This is a genomic window from Massilia sp. BKSP1R2A-1 (assembly GCF_050586525.1).
GTDB lineage: Bacteria > Pseudomonadota > Gammaproteobacteria > Burkholderiales > Burkholderiaceae_D > Telluria.
In genome coordinates this window covers 63,836-77,289 of sequence record NZ_JBOBRE010000014.1, presented here as the reverse complement: position 1 = coordinate 77,289, position 13,454 = coordinate 63,836, and the positions used below count along the sequence as shown (strand labels likewise).

Sequence of the window (13,454 nt, the reverse complement as noted above, 5' to 3'; positions counted from 1 at the left end):
AAAATAGTCGGATTGCAGCACAGCGATCTTAGAACAAAAGTTGTTCAATGACCAAAAAAATTCTGATCCTTTCGGTTTTCGTCGTCGCTTCCTGCGGACTCGCCTACGAACTTATTGCTGGTGCATTGTCCAGCTACCTGCTGGGCGACTCGGTCCTCCAGTTCTCCACCATCATCGGCTGCTACCTGTTCGCCATGGGCGTCGGCGCCCACTTCTCGAAGTATGTGCGCGACGAGGACGTGCTGTCGCGCTTCATCGACATCGAACTGGCGGTCGGCCTGATCGGCGGGCTGTCCGCCGCGATGCTCTTCATGACCTTCACCTGGATGGGCGCGCCGTTCCGCACGGTGCTCTACGTGACCGTCTTCCTGATCGGCGCCATGGTCGGCATGGAAGTGCCGCTCGTGATGCGCGCATTGAACGAACGGCGCACCGAGTTCGCCGAGATCGTCAGCCGCGTGCTCACTTTCGACTACCTCGGCGCGCTGGCCGTCTCCTTGCTGTTCCCGCTGGTGCTGGCGCCGCACCTGGGCCTGGTGCGCACCGGTTTCCTGTTCGGGATGCTCAACGTCGGCGTGGCCCTGTGGACCCTCTACGTGTTCCGCGCCGAGCTGGCGGACCTGCAGGCCAAGGCGATTCGCGCGGGCGTCGTGCTGTTCACGCTGGTGCTGGGCTTCGGATTCTCGGACAAGATGGTGGAGTGGGGCGAGCATGGCCTGTTCGGCGACGAGGTCGTGTACTCGACCACCACGCCCTACCAGCGCCTCGTCATCACGCGCTGGAAGGACGACCTGCGCCTCTACATCAACGGCAACCTGCAGTTCTCCTCGCGCGACGAATACCGCTACCACGAGGCCCTGGTGCACCCGGCCTTGCAGACGCTCCCCTGGGCCAAGCGCGTGCTGGTGCTGGGCGGCGGCGACGGCCTGGCCGTGCGCGAAGTGCTGCGCTACCCGCATGTGGAAGAGGTGACCCTGGTCGACCTGGACCCGGCGATGACGCAGGCCTTCGCCACCCGTCCCGAGCTGGTAAAGCTCAACGCGAACGCCCTCAATGACAAGCGCGTCAAGGTCGTGAATGCGGATGCGGCGATCTGGCTGCAGAAGGAAGCGGGCATGTACGACCTCGTCATCGTCGACTTCCCCGATCCGTCCAGCTTCGCACTCGGCAAGCTGTACTCCGTGCCCTTCTACGGCCAGCTGCGCAAGCACGTGGCGGCCAATGGCCTGATCGCCGTCCAGTCGACTTCACCCTATTTCGCGCCGAATGCCTACTGGACCATCGAGGCGACCCTGCGCGAAGTCGGCCTGCAGACCTGGCCCTATCACCTGTATGTGCCGTCCTTCGGCGAGTGGGGCTTCATCATGGCCTCGCCCCAGGGCCGCTACGTGCCGCCGGCCGGCTACCGCCTGCCGATGCGCTTCCTGGATGCGGAAACCACGCGCGCCATGTTCGCCTTCCCGCCCGACATGGTGCGCCGGCAGATGGCGCCGAACCGGCTCGACAGCCAGTCGCTGGTGCGCGAGTTCGAGGACGACTGGCGCCAGGTGATCCGCTGATGGACCGGCGCTCCTTCCTGTTGTCGGCGGCCGGCGCGGGTGCGGCCGGGCTGGCAACCAGCGCCGGCTTCTATCGCTGGCAGGAGCTCACGCCCGCGGTGCATTACCCCGGCCGGCTCGAAGGCCACTTCCTGCGCGACCGGAACGCACTGCCGGCGCCGGGCAAGGTTCTCGATACCGACGTCGTGATCCTCGGTTCCGGCATCGGGGGCCTGAGCGCGGCCTGGCAGCTCGGCCGGCTCGGTCACGAGGACTACCTGCTGCTCGATGGGCCGGAAGCCTTCGGCAATGCGGCCGGCAGCCGCTACGGCGAGCTGGCCTGTCCCACCGGCGCGCACTACCTGCCGCTGCCCGGACCCGAGTCGACCCATGTGCGCGCGATGCTGGCGGACCTCGGCATCCTGCTGCGCGACCCGGACGGCGACAAGCCCTACTACGACGAGCGCTTCATCCTGCACGGTCCGGAAGAACGCCTGCTGCGCGACGGCATATGGCATGAAGGCCTGGTGCCGCAAAACGCCGACGACGCGGCCCAGCACAAGCTCTTCTTCGACGAGATGGCCCGCCTGCGCCACGCGCGCGGCAAGGACGGCCGGCGCGCCTTCGTGTTCCCGCTGGCGCTGTCCTCGAACGATCCGGCCTACGCGCTGCTGGACCGGATCAGCTTCGCCCAGTGGCTGGGCGACCAGGGCTACCGCTCGGCGACCCTGCGCTGGTACCTCGACTACTGCTGCCGCGACGACTACGGCGCCGGCCTGGACCGCGTCTCGGCCTGGGCCGGCATCCATTACTTTGCCGGACGCTGGGGCCAGGCCGCCAACGCCGGCGACAACGCATTGCTGACCTGGCCGGGCGGCCTGTCGCCGCTGGCCGAGGCGCTGGCAGGCAGGGCGGGCCAGCGCAGGCGCAAGGGCACGGCCGCATCGGTCCGAGAAGTAGACGGCAAGGTCGAAGCGCTGTGCTTCACGCTGCAGGAGGGCAGGCCGCAGACTTTCCTGGTGCGGGCGCGCCGCGCGATCGTGGCCATGCCCTTGTTCGTGGCGAGCCGCGTGGTCGAGGGCATCGAGCGCTATGGCTTCGATCCGCGCCGCCACCTGCCGGAATACGCGCCATGGATGGTGTCGAACTTCCTGATGCGCGACTTCCCGCGCGAGCTGCCCGAAGCGCAGCTAGCCTGGGACAACGTCGTCTACCAGGGGCGGGGACTCGGCTATGTCGTCTCGACCCACCAGGACATCCGTTCGCGCCCGCCCGAAAAGACCGTCTTCACCGCCTACACGGCGCTGTCCCAGCACACGCCGGCCCAGGCGCGGCGCTGGATGCAGGGCGCCAGCGGCGCCGAGCTGCTCGAGCTCGCGGGCAGCGATCTGAAGGAGGCCTACGGCTGGACGCTCGCCCCCTGCGTCGAGCGGGTCGACATCACGCTGCGCGCGCATGCGATGGCGGTGCCGCAGCCGGGATTTCGCGGCAATGCGGGCCTCGCGGCATTACGCGAGTCGCAGGGACCGATCCTGTTCGCGCATGCCGACCTGTCCGGCCTGTCGGTCTTCGAGGAAGCCGCCTGGTGGGGATGCCGGGCGGCGCAGCGGGCGGCGGTCTAGACGTTGCCGACGACGAAGGGGCCGATGAGGCCAATCAGCACAGGATCCGCAGCAGCGTGCTGCCGGTGACGTGCACGCCGGCGTTGCGCTTCTGGACGACGAAGGTTGGCAGGGCAGTGTATGGAAGTTAAAGGGCACAAGTACACGGATTCTCACTGTCGCCCTTCGGGTGCCCGAATCGCATGGGCGAGGCAGGCGGAGGGGCAGGACAGGGCGAAAATGCATGGCCGTATGTGCATGTGCGTCAGGGCTGGGGTTGACCGGGCGCGCCGATACTGCCGGCGCCGGCGCATGGTCCCATCCGCCTTCCCGCGCCACAGGTACAAACGCCGATGGCCGGGCAGGCGCCACACCGGGTAGCGGATCGTGCTACCTTCGATACTCATCGATTCGCGTGGCAGGAGCCCGGCATGGCCCGGGAGGGCACACCACAGCGGGCTTTTCTGGTTCTGCAAACCTGTACCGGCATGTCCAGTGCCGGCGCGTCGAAGGAGCGACCGTGTTTTCCCACATCTTTATCGGCGTTAAAGACTTCGACCGGGCCTATCGCTTTTATGCGGACTTGATGGCGCTGCTCGGCAATGCCCCGCGCTTTTGCGACCGCGAGCGGCGTGGGACGGCTGGCAATCGCATCAGGAACCGCGTCCGCTGTTCCTGATCGGTGCGCCCCATGACGGCGCCCCGCATGAGGCGGGCAATGGGCAGATGGCCGCCCTCCAGGCGCTCGGCCGCGCCGTGGTGGACGAAGCCTGGCGCCTGGCCCTCGCCCACGGCGGCATGGACGAGGGCGCCCCCGGCCTGCGGCCGGCTTATCACCCGCATTACTACGGCGCCTATTTCCGCGACCCCGACGGCAACAAGCGCTGCGTCGTCTGCCACGACCCCGAATAGCGCGTGCTTTGTTCTCGCAATCGATGTTCGAATAAATCGATTGTAGATCTGAAAATTATCCGTTTTTCATCTTCCTTTACGCCGCGCATAATGACTCCATCGCATCGAACACGAAGCGGGAGCGGCAAGGCAGTCACATAGTCCGCTACCGTCGAGCCGTTCGATGATTCCGATCAACCGCGCCAGCGATGGCGCAGCAGAAGGAGGAGCGGACCATGTACCTGATTTCCCTCGGCGCCGGCATCCTGGCCGGCCTGCTCTACGGACTGATCGACGTCCGCTCGCCGGCCCCGCCCGCGATCGCCCTGGTCGGCCTGCTGGGCATGCTGGTCGGCGAGCAGATCGTCCCGGTGGCCAGGCGCCTGATCGACGGCGAGCCGATCACCCGGGCCTGGTTCGCCGGCGAATGCCAGCCGAAGATCACCGGCGTGCAAGCCAAGGAAGTGAACCTGGAGGCCCGCAAGGGCTGAAGCGCATCAAACCATACCCGCCGCACGCATGCGGCTTATCTGAAAAACGAAGGAGAACGCCATGAACAACGCCAAACTCGAAGTCCTGACCCCGGAAAACTCGCAGCTGATCATCATCGACCACCAGCCGCAGATGGCCTTCGGCGTGCAGTCGATCGACCGCCAGCTTCTCAAGAACAATGTGGTGGGCCTGGCCAAGGCGGCCAAGGCGTTCGGCATCCCGACCATCATCACCACCGTCGAGACCGAATCGTTCTCTGGCCGCACCTACCCGGAAATCCTGGACGTGTTCCCCGACCACCCGATCCTCGAGCGCACCTCGATGAACTCCTGGGACGACCAGAAGGTGCGCGACGCCCTGAAAGCGAACGGCAAGAAGAAGGTCATCGTGGCGGGCCTCTGGACCGAAGTCTGCAACACCACCTTCGCCCTGTGCGCCATGCTCGAAGGCGACTACGAGATCTACATGGTGGCCGACGCCTCGGGCGGCACCTCGAAGGACGCCCACGACTTCGCGATGCAGCGCATGGTGCAGGCCGGCGTGGTCCCGGTGACCTGGCAGCAGGTCCTGCTCGAATGGCAGCGCGACTGGGCGCACCGCGAGACCTACGACGCGGTCATCAAGATCGTCACCGAGCATTCGGGCGCCTACGGCATGGGTGTCGACTACGCCTACACGATGGTGCACAAGGCTCCTGCGCGGAACCAGGGCAAGAACGACGTCCTGGCGCCGGTCCCCGCGCAGGTAGGCTGAGCGGCAGTATCCACACCGGTCCGCCGCGGCGGACCGCCACCACCAACGCCAGGGAGCCACCATGCCGACACCGTCCACCAGCAGCGCCGCGGCGCCGCTCATCCTCATCAACGGCCGTTTCACCACCCTCGACCGCGAGAATCCGAAGGCCAGCGCGGTCGCCATCCAGGACGGCAGGTTCCTGGCCGTCGGCGACCAGGAACATGTGATGCGTTACCGCCAGGCGGACAGCCAGGTCATCGACCTGAATGGCCGCGCGGCGATCCCCGGCCTGAACGACTCCCACCTGCACCTGATCCGCGGTGGCTTGAACTACAACCTGGAGCTGCGCTGGGAAGGCGTGCCTTCCCTTGGCGACGCCCTGCGCATGCTGAAGGAGCAGGCCTTGCGCACCCCGAACCCGCAGTGGGTGCGCGTGGTGGGCGGCTGGAACGAATTCCAGTTCGCGGAAAAGCGCATGCCGACGCTGGAAGAGATCAACGCCGCCGCGCCCGACACCCCGGTCTTCATCCTGCACCTCTACGACCGTGCGCTGCTCAACCGGGCCGCGCTGCGCGCCGTCGGCTACGCGAAGGACACCCCGAACCCGCCGGGCGGCGAGATCCAGCGCGACGCGGCCGGCAACCCGACCGGCATGCTGATCGCCCGTCCGAACGCGATGATCCTGTACGCGACCCTGGCCAAGGGTCCCAAGCTGCCCTACGACCTGCAGGTGAACTCCACCCGCCAGTTCATGCGCGAACTGAACCGCCTCGGCATCACCAGCGCCATCGATGCGGGAGGCGGCTTCCAGAACTACCCCGAGGATTACTCGGTCATCGAGGAACTCGACCGCAACAATCAGCTGACGATCCGCATCGCCTACAACCTGTTCACCCAGAACAAGGGGGCCGAGCTGGAAGACTTCCAGCGCTGGACCGGCATGGTCACCCCTGGCCAGGGCAGCGACTACTACCGCCACAACGGCGCCGGCGAGATGCTGGTGTTCTCGGCGGCCGACTTCGAGGACTTCCTGGAGCCGCGCCCGGAACTGGCGGCAGGCATGGAGGATGAACTGGAGAAGGTGGTGCGCCACCTGGTGGAGGCCCGCTGGCCCTTCCGCCTGCACGCGACCTACGAGGAATCGATCACCCGCATGCTGGACGTGTTCGAGAAGGTCAACCGCGACATCCCCTTCAATGGCCTGCACTGGATGTTCGATCATTGCGAGACGATCAGCGAACGCAGTATAGAAAGGGTAAGGGCATTAGGCGGCGGCATCGCGATCCAGCACCGCATGGCCTTCCAGGGCGAGTACTTCGTCGACCGCTACGGCGCGGACGCCGCACGCGCCACGCCGCCCATCAAGCGCATGCTGGAGACCGGCGTGCCGGTCGGCGCCGGCACCGACGCCACCCGCGTGGCCAGCTACAACCCCTGGACCGCGCTGTACTGGCTGGTGACGGGACGCACGGTCGGCGGCCTGCCGCTGTACGGCGACCATGGCTACCTGCCGCGCGCGACCGCGCTCGAACTGTGGACCTCGGGCAGCGCCTGGTTCTCGAACGAGCAGGGACGCAAGGGCCGCATCCGGGAAGGCATGCTGGCCGACCTGGTGGTCCTGTCCGATGATTTCTTCACCGTGGACGAAGAAGACATCAAGGCGATCGAGTCGGTGCTGACCGTGGTCGGCGGCCAGCTGGTGTATGGCGCGGCCGAATTTACGAGCCTGGGTCCGCCGCCGATTCCGGTGCTGCCTGAATGGTCGCCGGTCACCAGGGTGCCCGGGCACTGGCGCCGTGCAACACCGCAGCAGCAGCCCGCGGCTAGCCTCGCCCACCAGTGCAGCGGTCCCTGCGGCGTGCACGCCCACTCGCACGACCGGGCGCGCAAGTCCAGCGTGCCGGTCTCGGACTTCGGCGGCTTCTGGGGCGCCCTCGGCTGCAGCTGCTTCGCGTTCTGAGGCCATCGACATGAAAAGCACAGAATTTCAGCGTGTCCAGGGCGTAGGCATGGGCTTCCTGGCCGGCTACGTCGACACCCTCGGCTTCATCGCCCTGTTCGGTCTCTTCACGGCCCACGTGACCGGCAACTTCGTGCTCATCGCGGTATCCATGGCGGATCCGGCGCAAACACCCTCGCTCCTGAAGCTGCTGGCCTTCCCGGCCTTCATCCTGGGCGTGGCGGCGGCCCGCCTGCTGGTGGCGGGCTGCGAGCGGCGCGGCAGCTCCGCGGTGAAGCCGAGCTACCTGCAGCAGCTGGTGCTGCTGCTGGGCTTCATGGCCTGCGGCATGCTGGCCGAGCCGGTCGGCGGCAGTGCCGGCGCACTGGCGATGGCGGCGGGCCTGCTGGGCGCCGCGGCGATGGGCGCGCACAGCGCGGCCAGCAAGCTGCTGCTGACCCACCTCGCGCCGACCTCGATGATGACGGGTAACGTGACCCAGCTCGTGATCGACGCGACCGACTGGCTGCGCGGCGCGGCCGACGGAGCCACCAAGGCGCGCTGCGGGAAGTTCTTCTGGCCGGTGCTGGCCTTTGCCCTCGGCTGCGCGGCCGCCGCCTTTGCCTACCTGGCCTTCGGCTTCGTCGCACTCATCGTGCCGGTCGCCATCCTGTGCCTGCACCTGGCGCTCGCCGAACCGGAGGCCGCGTGATTCGCATGATGAGCAAGAACCGGCTGGAGGCCTTCAGCGACGGCGTGATCGCCATCATCATCACGATCATGGTGCTGGAACTGCAGCCGCCGCACGGCACCTCCGCCGCCGACCTGGCGAACGTGCTGCCCGGCTGGCTGCGCTATGCGCTGAGCTTCGTCTATGTCGGCATCTACTGGGTCAATCACCACGCGCTGCTCGACCGCGTGGCCAGGGTGGATGGCGCCGCCCTGTGGGCCAACCTGCACCTGCTGTTCTGGATGTCGCTGATCCCCTGGGTGACGGCATGGGCCGGCGAGCATCCGATGGCGCCGGTGCCGGTGGCGATGTACGGGGTGGTGCTGCTGCTTTGCTCGATCTCCTTCATGCTGCTGTCCTGGCGCCTGGGAGGCGAAGGCGCAGGCCACGCGATGGCCTGGGGCAGCCGCAAGAACCGCCTGTCGATCGTGTTGTACGCGGTCGCGATCGGCGTCTCGCTGGCCTATCCGCCGCTCGGCTCCGCGATCCACGTCGCGCTGGCGCTCCTGTGGCTGATGCCGGGGCGCTGAGCGGACCGCGAGCGGACGTGCTCGGCAATATTGGCGTTCATGTAATACTGCGGCTTTCGACACAAGGAGGCCGGCATGGAACTGCTGATGGACCCGAACGTCTGGATCGCTTTCGCGATGCTGAGCGCACTGGAAATCGTGCTCGGCGTCGACAACATCATCTTCATTTCCATCCTGGTCGGCCGCCTGCCGCCCGAGATGCGCGACAAGGCGCGCCGCATGGGGCTGGGCTTCGCGATGGTGTCGCGCCTCCTGCTGCTGTTCTCGCTGAGTTGGGTCATGGGCCTGACGGCCGACCTGTTCCACGTGGTGGGGCAGGGGATCAGCGGGCGTGACCTGGTGCTGCTGTTCGGCGGCCTGTTCCTGCTCTACAAGGCTTCGCACGAGATCTTCGTGGAGGTGGAAGCCAAGGACCAGGCGGGCCCGCAGGACATCACGGGCAAGCAGGCGACCAGCGCCACCACCAAGCGCCTGTTCTGGAGCATTATCGGCCAGATCGCGGTGATCGACATCGTGTTCTCGCTCGATTCCGTCATCACGGCGGTCGGCATGGTCGACCAGATCAGCGTGATGGTGGCCGCGGTGATCTTCTCGGTGCTGGTGATGCTCATTGCCGCCAAGCCGATCGGCGACTTCGTCGATCGCCACCCGTCCGTGAAGGTGCTGGCGCTGGCCTTCCTCGTCATGGTCGGCATGGCGCTCACGGCGGAAGCCTTCGAGGCCCACGTGCCGAAGGGCTACATCTACGCGGCGATGGCCTTCTCGCTGGCGGTGGAAGCGCTCAACATCCGCGCGCGCAACAAGCGCAAGGCGCTGCTGCCGCGTATCTAGCGCGCCGGCGCGCTGCGGCGCCCAGGATGGCGAGGCCGGCGCACAGTCCGGCCAGGATGGACGGCTCCGGCACGGCGCTGACGATCGACACCTCGAATCGATCGGCCGTGCCGGTCAGCTGGCCGGTCGCTTCGCCATTCTGGTAGACGCGCAGCGCGACGAGGGAAGTGGCCGGATCGCTCACCGCAAAGTCCTGGGCCGAGAAATCCCCGGTGCCGGGATAGCCGCCGGCAGGCAGGCCGAAGGACATCATCCCTTCGAGCCCGAAGGAGCTCACGATCATGGGCCAGGTCATCGAATGCCGGTAGAGGTCCTCGCCGCCCAGGTTGGAAGCGATCAGGATCCAGCTCATCCCTTCGGGAATGCTGAAGCTGTGGCGGATGCCGCGAAACTGCAGGGTGACTTCGAGCGGCCCCCAGCTGCTGAGATCCGTGCTGCCGAGGTAGACCTCGATATCCGCGGCGGGCAAGGTGGAAGTAAAGCTCAGCTCGTAGTCGGCCGGGCCGGGCGGCAGCTCGAGAAGGCGCTCGGCTTCGCCCGAGGCAACCATGGTGCCGCTGCTGCGCGTGGTGACGGTGACCGTATCGGCCGTAGCATGGAGGGGCAGGAGAAGCAGGACGAACAGCAGAGTCTGGATGCGGCGTGACATGGCGCACCTCGCACAAGAAAGGATGCAGCCCAGTATAGCCACCCGGCGCCGGCGATTGCGGCGCCTGTCCGGCGTGCGCAACGCGACCGTTCTACTGTCTCGGTTTCACACCAAGGGTTGGGATTGTCGGTCAGTCGTCGCCCTTCCTCAGGCTGAGCGGTGCGGCGTTTTCCTCGGGGGCGAACACGATGGTCTGGGCCGGGAAGGCGAGGCCGATGCCGGCCGCTTCGAGGCGTTCGACGATCGCCAGCAGCAGCTCTTCGCGGACGATGACGTTGGCGTCGAAGTCGCGCACCTCGATGTAGGAGAACACTTCGACGTTGAAGGCGCGCTCGGTGATCTTCGCCAGGTTGGCGCGGGCGCCCTCGGCGATCTTCTCGTGATCGACCAGTACCTCGCGGATGATGGCGATGCCTTCCTTCAGCTTCGCCGAGGAGACGCGGTAGTCGAGCGCGATGACGGGGTTGAACAGGAAGCGGTCGCGCGCCGCGAAGTTCTCGATCTGGCGTGCCGACAGGTCGCCGTTCGGGATCGTGACCACGGTGCGCTCGCCGGTGCGGATGCGGGTCGAGCGGATGCCGACGTCCTCCACCGTGCCGAGCACGTCGCCGACTTTCACGAAGTCGCCCACCTGGGCAGGGCGGTCGGCGATCACGGTGACGCTGCCCACCAGGTTCTCCACGGTCTTCTGCGCGCCGAGGGCCAGCGCGATGCCGCCGATGCCCAGCGCCGCGATCCCCGTGGTCACGTCGATGCCGAAGGTGTCGAGGATGCCGATGCCGGAGAACAGCAGGAGCAGCACCTTGGCCGTGCGCCGCAGCAGGGTGATGACGGAGACCACCTGGCGGCGCTGGCGCTTCTGCATGCGCGCGATCGCCAGTTCGGCGATGGCGTCGACCAGGCGCAGGCCGAACCAGACCAGGGCGATGACGGAGACGATGCCGGTGTAGCGCAGCAGGGTCTGGCGCGCCACGATGGCGACCGGCAGCCGTTCGGCCAGCGCAAAGAACAGGCCCACCGCGAGCAGCAGGCTGGCCGGCGGCAGCGCGGCCTCGAGGAAGCGGTACAGGCCGTTCGATGCCGGATCGGCGACCAGGCGGCGGGTGCCGGCCACCACCAGCAGGGCGACCATCCACAGGCCGCCGAAGATCACCACCCCCAGCCCCACCAGCAGGGCCCAGTCCTTCAGCGGCGCGCCGGCGATCACCAGGCCGTCTTCCTCGCTGTCGGCCGCGCTGCTGCGCCGGGTGGCGATCGCCACCTGCTCGACCGTGGCCGGCGCCACGCGCCAGATCTGGCGGCCGTCTTCCTCGGCGCGCGCCAGCAGCACCGGCACCTTCTTGCCCTGCACCGTGATCTGGCCGACGTATTCCTGGTCGACCGGCAGCTCGTCGTCGATGCGGCCGATCGCCTCGTTCGACAGCACGGCATAGGGCTGCAGCGAGCCGCCGTTGTCCAGCAGCGACTGGAAGCTGCGCGCCCGCGCGGCGGCGGTGACGCGCTGGCGATTGCTGTTGGCGGGCTGGTCGAAGTACTGGGCGGCGCGGTCGTAGTCGTGCTCGGCCAGCGCCCCGATCAGGCCCGAGATCGTCGAGCGCGGCGTCTCGCGGCCCAGCGGATCCGGGAGGACGGCCGGCGCGGTCGGCGGCGTGAGTTTCGGGATAGGGGAGGCCGCCGCCGGGGCGGCCAGGTTCAGGAGCAGCAGTAAAACAATCGACAACAGACGCATGCGCGACACTTCCTTCCAATGAGATTCAGGCTTTCGCTTCCGGCTCGAGCAGCCGGGCGGTAACCACCGCCCGCTCGTGGTCGACGATGCCGTCGACCTGGCGCGCGTCCAGCCCCATCGCTTCCAGCACGAAGGCCGACAGCTGCAGGCTCGCTTCCAGGGTTTCCGGCACCACCACGCTGGCGCCGGCCAGGCGCAGGGCGCGCGCATGCTTCTCGTCGCGCGAGCGTACGAACAGCGGCACGTGCGGATACTCGCGGCGAATGCCGCGCACCGCCTGCAGGGCGGAGGCCGGGTGGTCCATGGTCAGCACGATGGCCGGCGCCTCGTCCGCGTGCACGTGGCGCAGCAGCTCGGGGCGCGAGGCGTTGCCGAAGTAGACCGGCTTGCCTTCGGCATGCAGCTTCGAGACCAGCTTGGCGTCGCATTCGAAGGCGATGAAGGGGATGTGCTGCTCGCCCAGCAGCTTGGCCAGCTGCTGGCCCACGCGCCCGAAGCCGGCGATGATGATGCGCCCGCGCGCCGAGGCCAGCTGCTGCTGGTCCTGGCCGGCGGACGCTTCATGAGCGGCGACTTCGGAGCGCTCGCCGAGGGCGTGCCCCAGCTTGGCCAGCATCGGCGTGATGAAGAGCGACAGGCCGACCACCAGCATGACCTGGGCACCGAGGCTTGGCTCCAGCACCCGCGACGTCACGGCATAGCCGATGGCCACGAAGGCGAATTCGCCGCCCTGGCCCAGCAGCAGGCCGCCCTCGAACGCGCGGCTCCAGGACTGGCCGCCGAGACGCAGCAGGCCGGCCACCACCAGCGCCTTGATCAGCACCAGCCCCGCCACCAGGCCCGCGAGCAGCAGCGGGGCTTCCAGGATCTGGCGCGTGTCGATGTTCATCCCCACCGTCATGAAGAACAGGCCCATGAGCAGGCCCTTGAAGGGCTCGACCATGAGCTCGACCTCGTGCTTGAACTCGGTCTCGGCCAGCAGCAGGCCGGCGATCAGGGCGCCCAGCGCCATCGACAGGCCGGCCGCGGCCGACAGGCCGGCGATGCCGAAGGTCGACAGCAGGATCAGGGCCATGAAGACGTCCGGCTGGCGGTGCTCGGCGAAGGAGCGGAACAGGCGGTGCACGACCCGTCCACCGACCAGGTAGATCAGGGCGATCGCGATGGCCGCCTTGGCCAGCGTGGTGAGGGCCAGCATGGCCACGCCATCGCCGGCGCCGCGGCCCAGGGCACCGACCAGCAGCAGGATCGGCACCACGGCCAGGTCTTGCAGCATCAGGATCGCAAAGGCGGCCTGGCCCAGGCGGCTGCCGGTGGCCTGCTGCTGGGCCAGCAGCTGCATCACGACGGCGGTCGAGGACAGCGACAGCACCAGGCCGAGGACCACGGCGGACTGGGTGTCGAGGCCAAGCAGCAGCAGGGCGCCGCCCAGCAGCGCGGCGCTGGCAAGCACCTGGGCGCTGCCGGCGCCGAACACCCAGCTGCGCATGGCCCACAGGCGCGCGGCCGAGAGTTCGAGGCCGATCATGAACATCAGGAACAGCACACCGACTTCCGCCAGCATCGAGATGCCTGCGCCGCGCGGGAAGGTGAGGAAGGCCAGCCAGGGAATATCGGCGGCCAGCAGCCCCAGGCCGAAGGGGCCGACCAGGGTGCCGACGGCGAGGAAGCCGACCACCTGGTTGATGCGCAGGCGTTGCAGCGTGGGAATCAGGATGCCCGAGAGGATCAGGAAAAGCAGGATCTCCCGCAGGAAGGGGAAGGCGTGTTGCTCTTGCACGGAAAACGG

General features: G+C 67.6%; 11 protein-coding genes and 1 pseudogene. 9 read left to right on the top strand and 3 right to left on the bottom strand.

Annotation, left to right across the window (positions count from 1 at the left end; translation table 11 throughout):
- Positions 1-47 precede the first annotated feature (47 nt).
- From ACQ7JA_RS19810 to ACQ7JA_RS19770, 9 genes and pseudogenes are all read left to right on the top strand, one after another.
- Complete coding sequence (locus tag ACQ7JA_RS19810; RefSeq protein ID WP_430900863.1) at positions 48-1,559, top strand: polyamine aminopropyltransferase; 1,512 nt, start codon at positions 48-50, stop codon at positions 1,557-1,559.
- Positions 1,559-3,160 carry an NAD(P)-binding protein gene (locus ACQ7JA_RS19805; RefSeq protein WP_430900861.1) on the top strand — a complete coding sequence of 534 codons (1,602 nt, stop codon included), beginning with the start codon at positions 1,559-1,561 and terminating at the stop codon, positions 3,158-3,160. The genes ACQ7JA_RS19810 and ACQ7JA_RS19805 overlap by 1 nt, the downstream gene beginning before the upstream one ends.
- Positions 3,161-3,659: 499 nt before the next feature.
- Positions 3,660-4,051: pseudogene (locus ACQ7JA_RS19800) on the top strand (VOC family protein).
- 215 nt (positions 4,052-4,266) lie between these two features.
- The gene (locus tag ACQ7JA_RS19795; protein ID WP_430900859.1) at positions 4,267-4,521 is read left to right on the top strand and encodes a XapX domain-containing protein; all 255 of its coding nucleotides are present in this window, start codon (positions 4,267-4,269) and stop codon (positions 4,519-4,521) included.
- Between the two features lie 61 nt (positions 4,522-4,582).
- Positions 4,583-5,275, top strand: coding sequence for a hydrolase (locus ACQ7JA_RS19790; RefSeq protein ID WP_430900857.1), 693 nt, complete (start codon positions 4,583-4,585; stop codon positions 5,273-5,275).
- Between the two features lie 61 nt (positions 5,276-5,336).
- Positions 5,337-7,217: an amidohydrolase family protein gene (locus ACQ7JA_RS19785; RefSeq protein ID WP_430900855.1), complete on the top strand. Its 1,881-nt coding sequence runs from the start codon at positions 5,337-5,339 to the stop codon at positions 7,215-7,217.
- 10 nt (positions 7,218-7,227) lie between these two features.
- A complete protein-coding gene (locus ACQ7JA_RS19780; protein WP_430900853.1) occupies positions 7,228-7,908 on the top strand; it encodes a YoaK family protein in 681 nt (226 codons plus the stop codon).
- A gap of 8 nt (positions 7,909-7,916) precedes the next feature.
- Positions 7,917-8,456: a TMEM175 family protein gene (locus tag ACQ7JA_RS19775; protein ID WP_430901040.1), complete on the top strand. Its 540-nt coding sequence runs from the start codon at positions 7,917-7,919 to the stop codon at positions 8,454-8,456.
- A 75-nt stretch (positions 8,457-8,531) separates the two neighbouring features.
- Positions 8,532-9,287, top strand: coding sequence for a TerC family protein (locus ACQ7JA_RS19770; protein ID WP_430900851.1), 756 nt, complete (start codon positions 8,532-8,534; stop codon positions 9,285-9,287).
- On the opposite strand, the gene ACQ7JA_RS19765 is transcribed toward ACQ7JA_RS19770, so the two are convergent.
- The 3 genes from ACQ7JA_RS19765 to ACQ7JA_RS19755 form a co-directional block, all read right to left on the bottom strand.
- Positions 9,238-9,936, bottom strand: coding sequence for a PEP-CTERM sorting domain-containing protein (locus ACQ7JA_RS19765; RefSeq protein WP_430900849.1), 699 nt, complete (start codon positions 9,934-9,936; stop codon positions 9,238-9,240). The two genes, ACQ7JA_RS19770 and ACQ7JA_RS19765, sit on opposite strands and share 50 nt — an antisense overlap.
- 130 nt (positions 9,937-10,066) lie before the next feature.
- Entirely contained in the window at positions 10,067-11,665 is a 1,599-nt protein-coding gene (locus tag ACQ7JA_RS19760; RefSeq protein WP_430900846.1) for a mechanosensitive ion channel family protein, read from the bottom strand.
- 25 nt (positions 11,666-11,690) lie between these two features.
- Positions 11,691-13,445, bottom strand: a complete 1,755-nt coding sequence (locus ACQ7JA_RS19755) for a cation:proton antiporter (RefSeq protein ID WP_430900844.1) — start codon at positions 13,443-13,445, stop codon at positions 11,691-11,693.
- Between the last annotated feature and the right edge of the window lie 9 nt (positions 13,446-13,454).

Excerpts from the sequence above, each read along its gene's own strand:
- ACQ7JA_RS19810 (WP_430900863.1), top strand. The coding sequence starts at position 48 with ATGACCAAAAAAATTCTGATCCTTTCGGTTTTCGTCGTCGCTTCCTGC.
- ACQ7JA_RS19805 (WP_430900861.1), top strand. The coding sequence starts at position 1,559 with ATGGACCGGCGCTCCTTCCTGTTGTCGGCGGCCGGCGCGGGTGCGGCC.
- ACQ7JA_RS19795 (WP_430900859.1), top strand. The coding sequence starts at position 4,267 with ATGTACCTGATTTCCCTCGGCGCCGGCATCCTGGCCGGCCTGCTCTAC.
- ACQ7JA_RS19790 (WP_430900857.1), top strand. The coding sequence starts at position 4,583 with ATGAACAACGCCAAACTCGAAGTCCTGACCCCGGAAAACTCGCAGCTG.
- ACQ7JA_RS19785 (WP_430900855.1), top strand. The coding sequence starts at position 5,337 with ATGCCGACACCGTCCACCAGCAGCGCCGCGGCGCCGCTCATCCTCATC.
- ACQ7JA_RS19780 (WP_430900853.1), top strand. The coding sequence starts at position 7,228 with ATGAAAAGCACAGAATTTCAGCGTGTCCAGGGCGTAGGCATGGGCTTC.
- ACQ7JA_RS19775 (WP_430901040.1), top strand. The coding sequence starts at position 7,917 with ATGAGCAAGAACCGGCTGGAGGCCTTCAGCGACGGCGTGATCGCCATC.
- ACQ7JA_RS19770 (WP_430900851.1), top strand. The coding sequence starts at position 8,532 with ATGGAACTGCTGATGGACCCGAACGTCTGGATCGCTTTCGCGATGCTG.
- ACQ7JA_RS19765 (WP_430900849.1), bottom strand. The coding sequence starts at position 9,936 with ATGTCACGCCGCATCCAGACTCTGCTGTTCGTCCTGCTTCTCCTGCCC.
- ACQ7JA_RS19760 (WP_430900846.1), bottom strand. The coding sequence starts at position 11,665 with ATGCGTCTGTTGTCGATTGTTTTACTGCTGCTCCTGAACCTGGCCGCC.